Origin of the sequence: Flavobacterium qiangtangense (assembly GCF_042658345.1) — a bacterium.
Classification (GTDB): Bacteria; Bacteroidota; Bacteroidia; order Flavobacteriales; family Flavobacteriaceae; genus Flavobacterium; species Flavobacterium qiangtangense.
Window position 1 is genome coordinate 430763 of the sequence record NZ_JBHSQB010000004.1, and the last position, 18470, is coordinate 449232.

Genomic DNA, 18470 nt, shown 5'->3' on the forward strand with positions numbered 1-18470 from the left:
CGGTACAAAGATAGTTTTTATTATTTAAAGATGTTTGACCGCAGATTCGCAGATTTTTTATGTGTTTGTATTTTATTAATTTTAGAATTTTTACAATCTGTGGAGAAAAAATCTGCGAATCTGCGGTTAAAAAAAAAGCTCCAAATTAATGGAGCTTTAATCGCACAATACAATAATAAACCAATCATTATAAAACTACTCGTGCTTCTTTCTGTAGGCATAATAAAACACCTGCGGTAAAACGGTTAACGACAAAATCATACAGATTACAATTCCTCCAACGATCATAATGGCCAATGGTTTTTGGATTTCAGAACCCATTCCGGTTGATAATGCCGCCGGAAGCAGTCCCAATGAACCCATCAACGCAATCATCACGACGGGACGAATTCTGCTGTGAACGCCTTCGGAAATTGCTTTTCGCAAGCCCATTCCTGCTTTTAAATTTTCTTTCATCACGCCAATCAATACGATTCCGTCGATGGCGCTGACTCCAAATAAGATGATGAATCCAATTCCTGCGGAAATTCCGAAAATTGTTCCCGTTGCCCAAAGTGAAATAAATCCTCCGATAAAAGCGTAAGGCATTGTACTTAAGGCTAATAATGTGTCTTTCACATTTCCAAAATTAAAATACAGCAAGAACATAATGAAAATCAAAACAACCGGAACAATCATTGCCAATTGCTTTGAAGCGCGTTCTTTGCTTTCAAATTCACCAGCCCATTTCATCGTATTCTGCTTCGGAAGCTTGACTTCTTTTGCCACTTTTGCTTGCGCTTCCGCGATTGTACTTCCCAAATCTCGTCCTTCGATGGCAAAACCAATCGCGATGTATCGGCTGTTTCCTTCGCGGTAAATAAATGTAGGTCCGGTTTTATAACTCACCGTCGCAATTTCTTTCAAAGGCACTTGTTTTCCGTCCATCGTTGGAATCAAAATTGTCTCAATTTTTTCTTTAGAATCGCGATATTCTTTCAGAAAACGGATTCTGATATCAAAAGTTCTTTCTTGGTCGTAAAAAGTGGACGCTGCCTGACCGCCAATTGTCATTGCAATAACCGCTTGCGCATCGGCCGTCGTGACCGCATATTTTGCCATTTGCGCATCGTGAAGCTGAATTCTCAGTTCGGGAAGACCAATGTTTTTGAAAACATTTATATCTTCAATTCCGTCCACGGTTTTGATGGAATTTGCCACTTGTCCGGCATATTTTTCTAGTTCTTCTAAATCTTCGCCAAAAATCTTAATCACCAACGGACTTTTTACTCCGGCCACATATTCTTCCACATTGTCCTGAATTGGCTGGCTGAAGCCAAAATTAATTCCAGGATAATCATCCAAAACTTTTTTGATTTCGGCAATCAATTCTTCTTTCGAAAGTTTCCGTTTCCATTCTTTTTCCGGAATTAATTGTACGTTAAATTCGATATTAAAGAAACCTGTTGGGTCAGTTCCATCATTTGGTCGGCCAGTTTGCGTCAAAATAAATTGTACTTCTTCAAATTTTTGCAATTTTTTTTTCATCTCTTTTGTCAATCGCGTCGATTCTTCCAAGTTGATGCTGTTTGGCAAAGTCGCTCTGATATAAACCGCGCCTTCATTTAATTTCGGAATAAATTCTGAACCATAAAAAGCAAATCTTCCGGCGCAAATAGCAAGAATGATTAAGAAAACTGCAATTGTCTGTTTTTTTCTCTTGGCACTAAAATTGAAAAGTTTGAATAGATTTACTCTGAAAAATCTCGAAATCATATTTTCTTTCTCCACTATATTTTTCGTCAACAAAACTTTACACATCGCCGGAACATACGTCAAACTTAAAATCAGCGAGCCAAGTAAAGCATATCCTAACGTAAATGCCAACGGCGAGAACATTTTTCCTTCCACTTTTTGGAAGGAGAAAATCGGCATCAAGGCTACAATCAAAATAATCAAGGCGAAGAAAATGTAGGTTGCCACGCTTCCTACACTCTTTTTTATCAAGCCCATTTTCGACATTTTGTTGAATTTTTCCATTCCAACTTTATGTGCTTTCTTTTCGAGCGATACAAAAACCTGTTCGACAATGACGAGCGTTCCTTCCAATAAAAGTCCGAAATCTAAAGCACCCATCGAAATTAAATTTGCCGGAAGTCCTTGTATTTTCAGCATTGTAATTGCAAATAAAAACGAAAGCGGAATCACGGAAGCCACAATAACCGTCGTTCGCCAATTGTATAAAAAGATGAAAACGATTAAGGAAACCAGCAAAATTCCTTCGATAAGATTTTTCGTTACCGTATGAACAGTGGTGTTGACCAATTCAGTTCTGTCGATAAACGGAACGATTTGAACGCCTTTCGGCAAAACTCTTTCGTTCAAATCATCGATCCTAAGTTTTAGATTTTCAATCACTTCACTCGGATTTTCACCGCGAAGCATCACCACAATTCCTTCCACCAAATCATCTTCATTGTCCAAACCAACTTGTCCCAATCTGGGTTTTGCATCAATCGAAATTTCGGCAACGTGCTTGACCAAAACAGGAGTGGAGCCTTTCACTTGAATCAAAATATTGCCGATATCTTCAATGTTATCAAGCAATCCCACGCCACGAACCACATAAGCTTGGTCGCCACGCTGAATCACATCACCGCCAACATTGATATTGCTTTTCGAAACCGCTTCATAAACATCCAACGGAGAAAGTCCGTAATTCACCAATTCTGTCGGATTAATTTTTATTTCATACACCTTTTCTTCACCACCAAAACTCACTACATCGGCAACTCCGGGAACGGAAACCAATTCTCGCTCAATGACCCAATCCTGAATCGCCGTCAATTCCTTAATTGGCAAATCGCCTTTTACTACATAACGAAAAATTTCTCCTGTCGCGCCATACGGAGGCTCAATCGAAATATCACTTCCTTCAGGTAAATCAATGCCTGCCATTCGATTCGACGCATATTGTTGGGCATAAAAATCTTCGACATCGTCTTCAAATAAAACCGTGACAACCGACAATCCAAACAATGAAATCGAACGAACTTCCGACTTTTTTGGAATGGTATTCATTTCTTTTGAAATCGGCAACGTGATGAATTTTTCTACTTCTTCGGCACTTCTTCCTGGCCATTGCGTAATAATTCTCGCGCGCGTATTCGTCACATCTGGAAACGCTTCAATGGGCGTGTGGATGTAACTGTAGATTCCCGCCGCGAGTAAAAGTCCCGTCGCAAAGAACACGATAAGCGAGTTTTTTAGCGAAAACGCGACTAAATTTTGTACAAACTTTTGCATATATTTTTTAAATAAGTTTTATCAATAATTTTGTCATTCCGAAGAAGGAGGAATCTTCGTTAGTTATTCATGATGCTAGGATTCCTCCTTCGTCGGAAAGACAATTATGTGTTTAATTTTTGATTTAAAAAATTACCTCAAGCTTTCATAAATCAAAAGCTGATTTTTTGAAATAATCTTTTCGTTTTCTGAAATTCCTTTCTCGAAATAAATAGTTTCAGAATTTTGAGTAGTCGGTTGTACTTGTCGAATTTCCAAATCACAATCGCCTTTGTAAACCACTACAAAATTTACGTTGTTATCAAAAATCATCGCTTTTGTGGGAATTGCAATCATCGGTTCGGTGAATTTGGTTTCCTTGTTCAAAATAATATCCGCTGACATTCCTGGTTTTAATTTCAAGTCTTTGTTTTTCATCACAATTCGTGCTTTCAGAACGCGTTCTTCCGAATCAAAAACTTGAGAAAGCGACGTAATTTTTCCGGTGAAAGTTTCATCAGTATATGCCAAAGTCTTGATTTTAACGTCCATATTTTCTCGGATATTTTGCATATCTGTCGCATAAATATTGACCATAACCCAAACTTCATTCAAATCTGAAATGGTAAATAAAGGTTCGCTTCCCTCGGAAATCTGCATTCCTGAGCTCATATTTTTCGCCACAATATATCCGTTAGAAGGTGCTTTTATCTGAAAAACCGATTTCTCTGAACTTGCGCTATACAAAGCCAAATTTCCTTTAATATTTTCCAATGAAGATTTTAAAACATTCACTTCGCTTTCCGCTTGAATCAAATCTTTTTGGGAAGCAATTCCGTCTTCATACATTGATTTTGTGGAAGCCAATTGTCGTTGAGCCACCAATAATTGCGAAGTCAACGACTTATTTTCAGATTGCAATCCGTTTAATTCTGTGCTTTTTATTTCAGCCAAAACTTGTCCTTTTTTGACATAATCACCTAAAGAGAAAAAGGTATTGTTCACAATTCCGTTAACCAAACTTGTAAATTGAACCACGTTGTCAGCGTTGTACGTCACGCTTCCTGTCAAAGAAAAAGTTTCTAAAACGGCTTCTTTTTTGACTTCTTGAATGGTAATTTTCTTTTTAATGTCTTCGTTCAGGCAGAATTTATCGTCTTTTTCTGGAATGACTTCTTTTTCTTGACAACTGAAAAGAAAGAGGATTGGGAATAAATAATAAGTGTATTTCATAATATTTTTGAGTGAGTTTTTATTAAAGTTCTTTCCCGATGACAAATTGCAGTTCCTCAAAATGCTCGTTTAATTCTTTTTTTGAATCTAAAATGATGGTTTTATTTTGAAGGTAAGCTTCCACAAAGTCAAGGTATTCGAGCATACTTGTGTTTCTTTGGGCAAAATTTTTGAAATAACTTTCCAAAAGCGTATCTAAATCTTTTTCGTATTCTTCATTGGTGTTTTCATACATTTTTTTAGCAATCAAAACATCTTCAAAAGCTTTAATCACTTCGTTTTGAGCCTCGTTGTATTTTTCTGTTTTGGCATACTTACTTTTTTCAATATCAAATTTCGCCGATTTTATATTTCCTTGATTTTTATTGAAAAAAGGCAAATCCATTGAAAAACCGATTCCCACAAAGTCATTCATAATGTTCCCTCCACGGTCATAATTTATTCCGAAAGTCACGTCTGGCGTGTGTTGCGCCAATTCATATTTATATTTGCGTTCATTGTATTTTTCTTCCAAAATCGAAACTTTTACATCAGGACGATTTTCTAAAGCGGAAGAAGTCAAATCAGCCAAGTTGATGAAATTCAACTTTGATAATTCAGGAACAAATTTGTCGTTGATAATTTTTAAGTGGCTTGACGAAGGAAGGTTCATCAAGGTTTTAAGTTCTTTTTGCAATTGATTATTTTCCTTTTGCAAATCGCCGATTTCCTTTAAAAATTCCAATTCTGAAGCTTTCAATCTGATGAATTCGCTTCGGCTGATGTTTCCTTGTTTGGATTGATTTTCATAGGCTTTCAACAATTTTTGCATTGAACTCAATTGCTTTTTGTAGATGTCTTGCTTTTGCTGTACATATTGTAAATCGGTCAAATTGCTACGAAATTCTACTTTTAAAACGCGAAGAAAATCTTTGAAATATTCGTGCGCCATTTCCATACCAACTTTTTCCATCGCAATCATTTTTTTGCGTTTTCCAGCGGTTTGAATCATTTGTTCCAAGCTCACTCCAACTTGCGAAGTTTTTCCCCAGTTGCCAGAAATAGGAGGAAGTTGCTCCGAATAAGCATTTGACCACAAGTTAATTTCGCTGACTTCAAGCGTGGGATTTGGCCATAATTTGGCTTGAACCACTTGCGCTTCGGCTTGGTCAATGTTGAGTTTTTCAGACAAAAGCTTTAAATTATTTTTCAAGAAAATAGTTTCGGCTTCCGCTCTAGAAATGTTGATTGTGTCCTTTAGAATTGTATTTTGTGCGTTCGCTTGAAAGCAAAAAGCGACAAAAATTCCGGAAATTACTATACTTTTCAATGTGTATCTTTTTATGACTGCAAAGCTATCATGCAAAGATTACAGCCAAATTTGACTCACATTAAGAGTAGGTTAATTCAAAATTAGAAAACGATTAGAGTTTTGGAAATAGTAGCGTAATTTGGGTTCCCGAGTTTTCTTCTGAAGTGATAAAAAATTGGATATTATTTTGTTTGAAGATTATTGTGGCTAGAGACAAACCGATTCCGCTTCCTTTGATATTGCCGACATTTTTACCTCGATAAAAAGTTTGCTGTACCAAATTCAAATCGTCTTTTTGAATGCCTTTTCCGAAATCTTCAATTGTAATTAGGAGTTGATTATTGCTTTCAGAAAGTGAGATTCTTATCGGATTTTGGTTGGAATATTTCACCGCATTTTCAATTAAATTATAGAGTGCCAATTGAATCTGCATTTCGCTTCCTTTGACTGAAAGCAATTTTTCGTCCATAACTTCCAAGTCGATTTTTATCTCTTGGTTGTTATAAACTTCAAAAATCTTGTCATTTATATTGAAAACGGTTTCGTCAATTCGGAAAGTTTCATTGTCAGAATTAATAGTTTTCAAACCAGAAAGCATCATCAAATTGTTCAGAATTTCTTCAATGTGATAGACATTTTCCAACGCTTCGGAAGTCACTTTTTGGTATTCTTCCGGCGTTCTTTCCTTTTGAGCAAACACTTCTAAATTTCCAGAGATGGAAGCCAAAGGTGTTTTAAATTCGTGTGAAACATAATTGATAAAATTCCTTTGAATTGCAAAAGTATCGGATAATCTGCTTAATAAATTATTGAAAGTAGTAATCAAATCTTGAACTTCGTCATTTGTATTAGAACTTGATATAGGTTTGTCTAAATTATTCAATTCCATAGAATTAACTTGATCAATAACTTTTGTAATTGGTTTGTAAGCAATGTTTGACAGTAATCGACTCAGCAGAAAAATTAAAAACAATCCAGCGAATAAAACGATAATCATAATTACCAATAATCGATTGGTTTGGGAATTAAAAACTTCGCTAGTTGTTTTAACAAAAACCACAAAATCTCCTTGATTATCGTTGTAGAAAATTCCGTAGTAAAAATGATTGTTGGACTTGAAACTCAACTTTTTATTTTTACGGATAAATTCTAAATTTTGAGCATTAATATTTCGGTCTGTTTCCTTGTTTCCAAAAGCAATTCTGTTGTATTCGTCATAAACCCGAACGATGTCATTCTGGATGTTTTCTTCAAATTGTTCCTTAATCGCCGAATGCTCATAATTTGGAAGTTCATCTTTTTCAAGGTAATAAATCGCTGAAAGCAAGCACGTTTTCTGCAATTCTTTAAAAACTACTTTTTCAGAACTATTGTAAAACGAAATATAAATCAAAACCGAAGCGATAATGAACACAAACCCAAAAGTGGCGGATGAAATGAGCGTTAGGCGGTTTCGGAGTTTCATTGATTTATATTGAAAATTTTAAAGATTTAAGAATTAAGAGATTCTGTATGAATTTACTGTTGAATTTTTGACACAGATTTCACAGATTAGCACAGATTATTTTTTACTCTTTAAGCATATATCCAGTTCCTTTAATGGTATGGATGAATTTGTACTGGTTTTCGTCGATTTTATTCCTAAGATACGAAATATAGACATCAACAACATTAGTATTATTGTCATAATTGATTCCCCAAACGGCATTTAAAATCTGCGTTCGGGAAACCACTTTATTTTTATTTTCTAAAAGAAAAAGCAATAATTTGTATTCTCTTGGTGACAAATCAATCGGATTTTCGTTTTGAAAAACCGAGTGTTCATCGAGGTTTACTTTTAAATTATGGCAAATGTAAACCTGTTCTTTTTCTTTATAATTGAATTTTGTTCTTCGTGTTAAAGCGTTTATTCTTGAAATTAATTCCTTAAAATGAAAGGGTTTTACCAAATAATCATCGGCTCCGCTATCCAAAGCTGAAACTTTGTTATCAGCGTCATCGAGAGCGCTTAAGACCAAAATAGGAGTGTGGTTCTTCTTGAAACGAATCAATTTGGTAAGCTGAATTCCGTCGATTCCGGGAAGCATGATGTCCATCAAAATGATATCCCATTCGTTTTCTGATACCATTTCTCGGGCGATTTCTCCCGTAATAGCAAGGCTTACAGAAAATCCGTTTTCTTCTAAACCTTTGATTACAAAGTCGCTGATTCGTTTGTCGTCTTCAATGAGAAGTATATTCATTTTATTCTAATTCACTTTTGGCTTTGATGAAATCTGTTACCAAATAACCAATTAATTTACCAACCAAGTGGCTGTTTTTTTCATCACCTAAATCTGGAGCTCCTTCACAAATATGTAAATAGGCGGCATTTTCGTTTTGACTAAAAAAGTGAATAAATTGTCGCAATTCTTCTACAGAAAAACCGCTTAAAGTCATTGCACTCGAAGGAATATTTGGTATGGAATCTAAGTCGATTTCAACGCCATAAAAATCATTTTTGATGAAAGTATAAGCTTTTTCCATTTCTTGCCTAAAATCTTTCTGTTTTCTGATATTTATTTCGTCATAAGTGTTGATTCTTACTCGGTCTTCCAATTTTTTGATTTCGTGCAAAACACTTTTTGAAGTATAACTTTCATGCAAACCAAAGACAAAATATTTTTTCAAAAAACCTTCTTCAAAAGCATACGAAAATCCATTACCAGAGTGTCTTCCTTCTAAAATTCTAAAGTCAGAATGTGCATCAAAATTGATTGCATTAATGGCTTTTCCTTTTGCTAAAGCAGTTCCTTTTATATTTCCGTAGGCATTGTTATGGCCTCCGCCAATAACAATCGGAATTTTTCCTGCTTTGACAATCGTGAAAATAATATGAGAAACTTCTTTATCGATTTTTTCAACCCATTTTGAAAGTTCTTTTCTTTCGTCAATATTATTAAAGTCGAGACTTTCAACAGCTTTCATCTCTTCTTCTACATTCAAATGGCCTAAAACCAAAATCGAACTCCCTTTATTGAATCGATTGTGTTGAATATTTGCAATGCTTTTTATGGCACTTTCCCAAGCTGACGCTGCGCCAGGACGTCCATAATTGGCACGAACTCCAATATCTTCTGGAACACCAAGTAACACAAACTTTGCGTCACACTCTTTTAAAAATGTTGCAATGTCAGCGTCCTTTGGAATGGTCTGCATTTTTTCGCCAAATTTGACTTCACCACTTCTAAAATTGGTAACTCTTGCTAAGTCGTGGACTGTGAACGGAATCAGTTTTTCCATAAAAAATATTTACTCCAAAAATAATATAATTATATAAATTTACGTTAACACTTTCAGAAATCCCCCAAAATTATATTTAATTTGTTTTAAACCTTACCACTAACCATTATGGAAAATCAAAAAAACAATTCAAGTCTAAAGGCGATAATCGTCGTTTTAGCAATCTTGCTCGCGGGGAGTTTAGCTTACATGTACAAAATCAGCAGTGATGCAAAAACTACTGAAACGGCTTTAGTTAAAGACAAAGACACAGCAATGGAAGAACTTACTTTGCTAAAGACAAAATTAGATGCTGCAATTGCAGAAAACACTTCAGTTTCTGACGAATTAATTGCGGAAAGAGAAAAAGTTGTCAAATTGATGGCAGATCTTGAAAAATCAAAAGGAGATGTTGCTTCTTTGAAGAAAATCCAAGCTCAATACAACGCTTTAAATTCTAAATTCCAAGCTTTGGTTAAAGAAAATGGCTTGCTAAAAGACCAAAATATGACTTTGGTTTCAAAAGTGGACAGCTTAAATATGGCTCTTGGAGAGAAAATCAGGTTTAATGATACCTTGGTTATCCAAAACGAAAACTTAGCTAAAACCGTTGAAAAAGCTCAAAAACTTATCGTAATGAACTTGAGAACTCAAGCGATTAAAGAGAAAAGTTCAGGTAGAGAAGTGGTTACTGAAAGAGCGAGAAGAGCTGACAAATTAAAAGTTTGTTTCTCAATCGCGCAAAATGAAGTGGCACAATCTGGAGATAAATTGTATTATGTTCAAATTATCGATAGCAAAAACAATGTTTTAGGAGAGAAAAGAGTTGAGAATTTTGGCGACCAAACGTTAACTTATAGCTTTACAACAACTGTTGCTTATGAAAATAAATCGGTTGATGTTTGTGAATCTTTAGATAACAACGGCGTTGATTTTGAAAAAGGAACTTACTTTGTAAACATTTTTGACAAAGGAACTTTGGTTTCAAAAACAAGCTTTACGCTGAAATAACAAACAAAACATCAAGAACTTAAACTGCAATTAAAAGGAGCCGATTTGGCTCCTTTTTTTGTGCTTTCTATTTGGCTAAAGCCGACTTGCGGGAGCAATTTTCAATAAAATGGGCTTTAGCCCATTTCTACCCATCTCACTAAATGGAAAATTTTGCGGGGATTCCTCGTTCCTCGAAAACAAGATCGTCGATTAATATAACTTAAAAATCTGTGCAAATCTGAGAAATCTGTGTTTGTTTTTTCAGAATCTCCGTGTAATTTTTAAATCAATTTTCCTTCAATAATTACTTCATCAATTAAATTAGTTCCAAAGGCGTAAGGCATTTGATAATAAGAAGTTATGGGTTTTGTAATAATTAAATTAGCGCGTTTTCCTTTTGTGATTGAACCGTGAGTTTCAGAAATTCCTATGGCATAAGCGCCGTTTATTGTAGCGGCATTTATCGCTTCTTCTGGAGTCATTTTCATTTTGATGCAAGCGGTTGCAACCACGAAATTCATATTTCCAGAAGGTGTCGTTCCTGGGTTGAAATCAGAGGCTAAAGCAATTGGCAAACCGGCTTGAATCATTTTTCTGGCTGGCGTGTACGGAATGCTGATAAAATAAGAACACGACGGCAAAGCAACCGGCATTGTTTCAGAATCTTTCAAGATTTCAATGTCTTCATCGGTTACAATTTCAAGGTGGTCGACAGACAGCGCGTTATGTTTTACGCAAGCTTCGATTCCGTTGATGGCGGTAAATTGATTGACGTGGATTTTTGCGGTCAAGCCGTATTTCTTTCCAGCTTCCATAATTTTTTCTGTTTCTTCAATGGAAAAATAGCCAGTTTCAAGGAAAGCGTCGATGTAATCTGCGAGATTTTCTTCGTCAATTTTGGGAAGCATTTCGTTTATTATTACATCAATATATCCAGCATGATTTTCTTTAAATTCTGTTGGAAATGCGTGCGCTCCAAGAAAAGTAGCTTTTATTTCAACAGGATAATTTTCTTTCAACTTCTTGATAACGCGAAGCATTTTTAATTCGCCTTCGACCGTTAAGCCGTAGCCCGATTTTATTTCTACGGCTCCGGTTCCTTGGCTCATCACTTCTTCAAGTCGCAATTTTGACTGATTGTAAATTTCTTCTTCGGAAGTTTCGTTTAGTTTTTTAGCGGAATTTAAAATTCCACCGCCACGATTTGCAATTTCTTCATAGGATAATCCGTTGATTCTGTCGACGAATTCTTGGACGCGATTTCCTGCATAAACAATGTGCGTGTGGCTGTCGCACCAAGCGGGAAGAACGACTTTTCCTGCAGCGTCGATGGTTTTTTCTGGAGAAATAGTTGGAAGGTTTTCCATTTTTCCGAAGTCAGCGATGATATTGTCTTCGATTAAAAGATACGCGTTTTCGATGGTTGGAAGAATGGCCATTGCAGCGCCTGAAACTTTTTTTAATGGCGTTTCTCTGACTTGGATTAGTTCTTTTATGTTGGTGATTAGTGTTCTCATTTTAATGGTTCAGGGTTTTGGGTTTAAGGTTCACGGTTTTGCGCAATGGTTCTGATGTTTAAAAGTAAGCCTTTTGTTTGTTTTCTAACCCCGATTGGCGACAGTAGCCTTTTCTTCCGGTACGGAGAAAAGCTACTGCAGAAAGCGGGAAAATGGATGGCTGATAAATCATTTGCCATTCGTTTCAAATATTTTTGTAAATGTAAAATGGAATTTTAAAAACTCCTATCTTTATGACAAATTAAAGTGATTTGAGACGAATAAAATATAAGGAAGTTAGGCGCGTGCAGCCAAATTATTTTGAATATACCGGAATTTATACGACGGAACCTGTTGAAATGCAGTTGTTTGTGTATGATGATTCTGGTTATGAGGAATATAAAAATGTGAAGTTGGACCGCGTGAAAAAGGAATTGGAAGATCCGTTGCAGGCGAATGATGTGAAATGGTTGAATGTTCACGGGCTTCACGATGTGGATTTGATCAAGAATGTGGGCGATTTGCTGGGGCTTGATAATTTTATTGTGAGCGATGTTTTGAATGTTTCGCGACGCACAAAAATGGACGAATTAGACGAGGTTTTGTTCTTCAGCATCAAGTCGGTTTTGCAAAAAGATGAGAGCGATGTGATTCGTGTGGAGCAGATTAGTTTTCTTTTAAAAGACAATATCTTAGTTTCTTTTCAGGAGAAAAAGAGCGAGTTTTTTACACATATTCGGGAAAGAATCAAGACGCACAGCGGGATTGTAAGGAAAAAGAAGAATGATTATTTGCTGTATCTTTTGCTGGATGCCGTGATGGAAAATTTTTTCATCACGATTGAAAATTATGAAAATGCGGTTGAAAATCTTTTGGTGGAAGCTAAAAATAATCATCGTTCGATTGTTTTAGAAAATATTGAAAGAGAGCGCGAAAACTTGAACTTTTTAAAGCGTGCGATTGTGCCTTTACGTGACGCGCTGTTTATTTTGAAATCGGGTAGGGAAGATGAATTGGCTTTGATGGAAAAGTCGAATTATGCTTTTTTTGAGCGTTTGCACCAAAAAAGTTTGGAGATTTTAGAGCAGATTGATTATGATTTGAAGTCGCTTGAAAGTGCTTCAAATATCTTTTTTTCGATGCAAAGTCAGCGGATGAACCAGATTATGAAGACATTGACAATTTTTTCTGTAATTTTTATGCCGTTGACTTTTATCGTAGGAGTTTATGGGATGAACTTTGAAAATATGCCCGAACTAAAGAGCGAAAATGGCTATTTTATTGTGCTTGGCGTGATGTTTTTGACGGTTATTGGGATGGTTTATTATTTTAGGAGGAAGCATTGGTTTTAGTTTAGACTTCTTAGATGGTTAGATTTTTAGACTTTACAACTTATGACTTATTTATATGAAAAAATTTACTAGCGATATTTCTGGGAAGGAATATTCTGAAGCGGAGAAAGTTTCGGCGAAATTGGTTCGCAAATCGATATTGGATTTTATTAAGGAAGAACACCCAGATTTTGAAGGCGAAAAATGTATGTCGATGGGCGAATTGCATTCCTTCAGAGAGAAATATATTGCTGAAATGCTGATTAAGGAAACGGGAGAATTGTCAACGATGGAGCAGACTGTTGTGGATGCTTTGAGCGATAATGCGACGCTTTCTGATAAATTGGATGACGAAATTCAGGATTTTACCTTTGGGCAAAAAGTTGCTGATAAAGTAGCTACTTTTGGCGGAAGTTGGACTTTTATAATTTCGTTCTTATCTTTTTTATTGATTTGGATTGCGGCAAATGTTTTTATACTTTCTAACAAAGGTTTTGATCCGTATCCGTTTATTTTGCTGAATTTAATTTTGTCTTGCGTTGCCGCATTGCAAGCTCCGGTGATTATGATGAGCCAAAATAGAACGGAGGAAAGAGATCGCGATCGTGCCAAAAAAGATTATATGATCAACTTAAAATCTGAATTGGAAATCAGAATGTTACATGAGAAAATAGATCATTTATTGCTTCATCAAGAACAATCGATGCTCGAAATCCAAAAAGTGCAAATGGATATGATGCAGGATATTTTGTCGAAAATTAATGAGAAGAAATAGATTTTATTTTCCATATTCTTCAAGATGAAAGTTTTGTAAAAGCGAATCATTAAATTGAAGAACTAAACTTGATGATTTTATAGGATCAATATCTAGTCGTCCAAACTCTACGGAAATCTCATAAGATATTTCTGTTGAATCTTGTTTGTATTGTGGTTCTCCGATTAGTTGTATAATTTGTTTGTAATGCATTCCTCTACGCAAATGATTTTTCATTAAGTCATCCACAATATCTTTTCGGTTATCAAAAAATACATCTTCTTTTTTATCCCATAAAATTTTATCAAATTTTGTTGTATGGTTTTTACAAGAAAATATACTTGATAATAAAAACAGGATTATAATTTGTTTATAATTCATAATTCAAAAATTTTAATTGTAAACATGCAAAAAAACCTGAAGCACAAACTTCAGGTTTTTTATATTTAAATCACAAATTACTTAAAGTAATTCATAACTTATAATTCATAATTCATAATTATTTCAAGCTTCCCACCATATCTTCCGGTTTTACCCAAGCATCAAAATCTTCTGGAGTTACATAGCTTAAACGTACTGATTCTTCTTTCAAAGTTGTTCCGTTTTTGTGGGCTGTTTGAGCAATTTCTGCTGCTTTGTAATATCCAATTTTTGTGTTTAAAGCCGTAACCAACATCAATGAATTGTCAACCAATTCTTTGATTCTTGTGTAATTTGGTTCGATTCCTTTTGCGCAATGTTCGTCGAAAGAAACACAAGCATCGCCTAACAAACGAGCCGATTGTAAGAAGTTTGCCGCCATTAATGGTTTGAAAACATTCAATTCATAATGACCTTGAGTTCCGCCGATTGTGATGGTCACGTCGTTACCCATAACTTGAGCGCAAACCATTGTCAACGCCTCACATTGCGTAGGATTTACTTTTCCTGGCATGATTGAAGAACCCGGTTCGTTTTCTGGAATCAAGATTTCGCCAATTCCTGAACGTGGTCCTGAAGCCATCATTCTCACGTCATTTGCAATTTTATTCAAAGAAACCGCCAATTGTTTTAAAGCGCCGTGTGTTTCAACAATTGCGTCGTGAGCGGCTAAAGCTTCAAATTTATTTGGAGCTGTAACGAATGGATGGCCTGTGAATTTAGCAATGTATTCAGCTACTTTCACGTCATAACCTTCTGGAGTATTTAATCCAGTTCCAACGGCAGTTCCTCCTAAAGCTACTTCTGAAAGGTGTGCCAACGTATTTTTTAACGCTTTTAATCCGTAGTTTAATTGCGCCACATAACCAGAAATTTCTTGACCTAAAGTCAGCGGCGTCGCATCCATTAAATGCGTTCTTCCAATTTTTACTACGTTTTTAAAAGCTTCAGATTTTGCGTGAAGCGTATCTCTTAATTTTTCAACACCCGGAATCGTTACTTCCACAACTGCTTTGTAAGCTGCAATGTGCATTCCTGTTGGGTAAGTATCGTTTGAAGATTGTGATTTGTTTACATCGTCATTTGCTTTGATGAATTGCTCGCCTTCGCCAATTTTGTGTCCGGCTAAAACTTGCGCTCTGTTTGCCACAACTTCGTTCACGTTCATGTTACTTTGCGTTCCAGAACCTGTTTGCCAAATTACTAATGGAAATTCTGCATCTAATTTTCCTGCCAAGATTTCATCACAAACTGCTGCAATTGCATCTCTTTTTTCAACTGGCAAAACGCCTAAATCGTGGTTTGCATAAGCAGCCGCTTTTTTCAAATAAGCAAAACCTTCGATGATTTCTTTTGGCATTGACGCCGACGGACCAATTTTAAAGTTGTTTCTTGAACGTTCTGTTTGAGCTCCCCAATATTTTTCAGAAGGAACTTTTACTTCACCCATCGTGTCTTTTTCAATTCTGTATTCCATTGTGTGTATGTTTGTTGTTTGTTATTTATAAAAGATGATTTTTTTAAATCAGCCCAAAAATAAGGATTATAAGTAGGTTTAAAAAATGATTTAAAAATTATTTTCCCTGTTTTTATTGGTCAAAACCATTATTACGCTTATCTTTGACAGATATTCAAAAAAATTCCGGAAAATATGTTTGAATTTCAACAGTATTTAGGTTTCTTACTTTTCTTAAGCGTCTTGACTTTAGGGTTTTGGCTAATGATTTTCTTGGTTGGCTTCGTGCAATATTGGCTTGGAGGTTCTATCATTGAATTAATCAAAGAAAGAAGAGCAAAAAAGAAACAAGAGCAATCAGTTTAATTCTGACACTCTAAAAATAAAAAGGAACCAAATTGGTTCCTTTTTTTATGCAAGCTATTTATTAAAAAAGGGCAATCAAATCGATTGCCCTTTTTGTGTTTTATCCACCATATTCTTCACCGCCGTTGTCTGAATCTGATCCAGGTTTTTTGGCGGTTTTTTCTCTTTCATTTTTCTGTTTGTTGAAACGATACGTGAAAGTCAAAGTTACTTGTCTTTCTCTCCATTGCATTTCGGTATAAGCATTTTGAGTAGGCAAGTTGGTTTCCGTAATTCTTTTTCTTGAATTAAATAAGTCATTTACATTTAAGGCAATCGTTGCTTTGTCTTTTAAAACGTCTTTGCTGAAAGCAAGATTTGCTGCTAAAATACCTTTTGAACGACCTTGAGCGTTTGTTTGAGGCGCGTTGTAAGTTGCATTAGTTTGCCAATCGATTCCAAGTGGCAGGTTTATTCTTGAATTAATTCTTGCAAACCAAGAGTAAGCCGTGTTGCTGAAATCAATTAGTTCTTCATTTCCGTCTAAGTCTAAATATGCGTAACTTCCTTTAGTTTGGTTTCTAAATAAGTTGAAATTACTGTTCAATTTCCACCATTTATAAGGAGTGTACGATAATGTAAATTCAAAACCAAAACGGTCTTCAACTCCAATGTTTACTGGTCTTGTTACCAAAACTTCAGTAGGAACGTTATTAAAATCAATTGTTTCTGTGTTTCTTACATATTGAACAGCGTCGTTTGTTCTGTTAAAATACATCGAAGTATTGAATGTAAATTGGCTCCATTTTTTCAAGAATCCCAAGTCAAATGAATCGGTTAACGAAGCATCCAAATCTGGATTACCTGTAAATAAATTTACGTTACTTGACAAGCTTGAAAACGGGTTGATCGAACGTGATCTTGGTCTAGAAATTCTTCTGCTGTAACTTAACGAAACACTACTAGATTCTCCAAATTCGTAGGCCACGAAAGCACTTGGGAAAAAATTATTATACTTTTTTGTGTTGAAATCAGCCGTCGTAAATTGGTTGATTTGGATATTTGAATCTTCCCAACGAAGTCCTAACAAATATGAGAATTTATTTATTTTTGATCCAAAACTTGTGTACAAAGCATTGATATTTTCTACATATTCAAGGCTATTTGTAAACGTTTCATCATTTACCCAAAGTCCATTTTGAAAATTTTCAACGTTGTAATCTGTAAGCAATTCGGTGAAATTTCCGCGGTAACCTGCTTCAAATTGACTTTTCTCGCCAATCGGCAAAACATAATCTGCTTGAATCATCGTTCTGGTTTGATCCTGAAGACTTGTAGTTCTTTGATCGCCAGCCGGAACATTTGCTGAACCTTCAAGCAATTCATCTGTGCTGATTCCAGAATTATCGTCGTCTTTACTTTTTGAAACTAAAAAATCAACCGTCAACTGATGTCCTTCTTTCGCGAATTTTTTAATGAAATTTGAAGAGAAATCAAGGTTTGTATCTTTATTATCTTCACTGTTAAAACGGTTTACGATCGACGTCAAATTTCTGTCGGCGTCATATCTATATTGAAAAACATTGTCTGGATTTCCGCCCGTGCTTCTTCTGTAACCCACAGTATTTGTCCAAGTTGTTGATTTATCTAAGTACCAATCAAAACCAAAGTTTCCGTTGTAACTTTTATTCAATCGTTCGTTGTTTCTTCTTTCGTCAAGAAAACCAGTAGTTTGGCCAGTTTCTTGGTCTAAATATTCTGTATTATTCAAGAAATTTCCAGGACCTTTTCTGTAACTGTAACCTTGCGTTGTAAAAAGGTTGAAATTTTCTGTCTTGTAGTTTACATTTCCGGTAAAACCATGATTTGCAGGATCTCCGGTTGATAAAGTTACGATACCGTTAATTCCTTGATTTTTACCTTTTTTCAGAATAATATTCAAGATTCCACCGCCACCTTCAGCATCATATCTCGCTGAAGGATTTGTGATAACTTCCACTTTATCAACAGAATCAGCCGGAAGCAATTTTAAAACATCAGCGATATTTACACCACCAGAAGGTCTTCCGTCGATCAAAATTCTAACATTTTCATTTCCGCGAAGGCTCACATTTCCTTCAACATCCACAGAAACTGACGGCACATTGTCAAGAACGTCGCTCACGCTTCCGCCTTTTACAATCATGTCGCTTCCCACATTATAAACTTTTTTGTCAAGTTTTATTTCGACAGTAGATCTTTCGGCACGAATTTCAACGGCGTCAAGCATTTCTGCATCTTGGTCTAAAGCAACTGTGCCTAAATTTTTATCAGTTTGAATGCTCTGAGATTTTAATTCAATAGCTTTAAAAGAAATAAATTCGAACTTAATATCATAAGTTCCAGCGTTTACCTCAATCGTAAAATTACCGTTTTCGTCAGCCAATCCGCCGGCAACAGCGACTTCAGGATTTTCGCTTTTGTGTAACGAAACTGTTGCGTAGGCAAGTGGTTGTGCCGAAAGTTTTTCAGTAATTTTACCAGTAATTGTGACTTTTTTTGCTTGAGATCGTTCTTGTGCAGAACTCAAAAGCGAAACGAATAGCAATAGGAGGGATATTGCAAATTTTAAATTTTTCATTAAATA

Annotated in this window: 14 protein-coding genes; 4 read left to right on the forward strand and 10 right to left on the reverse strand. The window is 35.6% G+C overall.

What is annotated here, in order from left to right; translation table 11 throughout:
* Window positions 1-195 precede the first annotated feature (195 nt).
* From ACFPVY_RS05090 to ACFPVY_RS05115, 6 genes are all read right to left on the reverse strand, one after another.
* Complete coding sequence (locus ACFPVY_RS05090; RefSeq protein ID WP_379790781.1) at window positions 196-3285, reverse strand: efflux RND transporter permease subunit; 3090 nt, start codon at window positions 3283-3285, stop codon at window positions 196-198.
* Window positions 3286-3417: 132 nt separating this feature from the next.
* On the reverse strand, window positions 3418-4497 hold the full coding sequence (locus ACFPVY_RS05095; protein WP_379790783.1) for an efflux RND transporter periplasmic adaptor subunit: 1080 nt from the start codon (window positions 4495-4497) through the stop codon (window positions 3418-3420).
* Window positions 4498-4519: 22 nt separating this feature from the next.
* A complete protein-coding gene (locus tag ACFPVY_RS05100) occupies window positions 4520-5806 on the reverse strand; it encodes a TolC family protein (protein WP_379790785.1) in 1287 nt (428 codons plus the stop codon).
* Between the two features lie 94 nt (window positions 5807-5900).
* Window positions 5901-7253 (reverse strand): HAMP domain-containing sensor histidine kinase, encoded by a 1353-nt coding sequence (locus ACFPVY_RS05105; RefSeq protein ID WP_379790787.1) that lies wholly within the window; start codon window positions 7251-7253, stop codon window positions 5901-5903.
* Window positions 7254-7356: 103 nt separating this feature from the next.
* Entirely contained in the window at window positions 7357-8031 is a 675-nt protein-coding gene (locus ACFPVY_RS05110) for a response regulator transcription factor (protein WP_379790789.1), read from the reverse strand.
* A 1-nt stretch (window position 8032) separates the two neighbouring features.
* Window positions 8033-9070, reverse strand: a complete 1038-nt coding sequence (locus ACFPVY_RS05115; RefSeq protein WP_379790791.1) for a formimidoylglutamase — start codon at window positions 9068-9070, stop codon at window positions 8033-8035.
* A 108-nt stretch (window positions 9071-9178) separates the two neighbouring features.
* On the opposite strand from ACFPVY_RS05115, the gene ACFPVY_RS05120 reads away from it, so the two are divergent.
* Window positions 9179-10060 carry a hypothetical protein gene (locus ACFPVY_RS05120; RefSeq protein ID WP_379790793.1) on the forward strand — a complete coding sequence of 294 codons (882 nt, stop codon included), beginning with the start codon at window positions 9179-9181 and terminating at the stop codon, window positions 10058-10060.
* Between the two features lie 263 nt (window positions 10061-10323).
* Here the strand turns inward: ACFPVY_RS05120 and hutI are convergent, their stop codons facing one another.
* Window positions 10324-11559, reverse strand: coding sequence for an imidazolonepropionase (hutI, locus tag ACFPVY_RS05125; RefSeq protein WP_379790795.1), 1236 nt, complete (start codon window positions 11557-11559; stop codon window positions 10324-10326).
* Between the two features lie 251 nt (window positions 11560-11810).
* Here hutI and corA point away from each other — a divergent pair, with 251 nt between their 5' ends.
* Window positions 11811-12890 (forward strand): magnesium/cobalt transporter CorA, encoded by a 1080-nt coding sequence (gene corA, locus ACFPVY_RS05130; RefSeq protein WP_379790797.1) that lies wholly within the window; start codon window positions 11811-11813, stop codon window positions 12888-12890.
* A 55-nt stretch (window positions 12891-12945) separates the two neighbouring features.
* A complete protein-coding gene (locus ACFPVY_RS05135) occupies window positions 12946-13644 on the forward strand; it encodes a DUF1003 domain-containing protein (RefSeq protein WP_379790799.1) in 699 nt (232 codons plus the stop codon).
* Window positions 13645-13647: 3 nt separating this feature from the next.
* On the opposite strand, the gene ACFPVY_RS05140 is transcribed toward ACFPVY_RS05135, so the two are convergent.
* Both ACFPVY_RS05140 and fumC read right to left on the reverse strand, forming a co-directional pair.
* Window positions 13648-14004: a hypothetical protein gene (locus ACFPVY_RS05140; RefSeq protein WP_379790801.1), complete on the reverse strand. Its 357-nt coding sequence runs from the start codon at window positions 14002-14004 to the stop codon at window positions 13648-13650.
* A 118-nt stretch (window positions 14005-14122) separates the two neighbouring features.
* A complete protein-coding gene (fumC, locus tag ACFPVY_RS05145; RefSeq protein ID WP_379790803.1) occupies window positions 14123-15520 on the reverse strand; it encodes a class II fumarate hydratase in 1398 nt (465 codons plus the stop codon).
* Between the two features lie 174 nt (window positions 15521-15694).
* Here fumC and ACFPVY_RS05150 point away from each other — a divergent pair, with 174 nt between their 5' ends.
* A complete protein-coding gene (locus ACFPVY_RS05150) occupies window positions 15695-15865 on the forward strand; it encodes a hypothetical protein (protein WP_379790805.1) in 171 nt (56 codons plus the stop codon).
* Window positions 15866-15965: 100 nt separating this feature from the next.
* On the opposite strand, the gene ACFPVY_RS05155 is transcribed toward ACFPVY_RS05150, so the two are convergent.
* On the reverse strand, window positions 15966-18464 hold the full coding sequence (locus ACFPVY_RS05155; RefSeq protein WP_379790807.1) for a TonB-dependent receptor: 2499 nt from the start codon (window positions 18462-18464) through the stop codon (window positions 15966-15968).
* Window positions 18465-18470 lie beyond the last annotated feature (6 nt).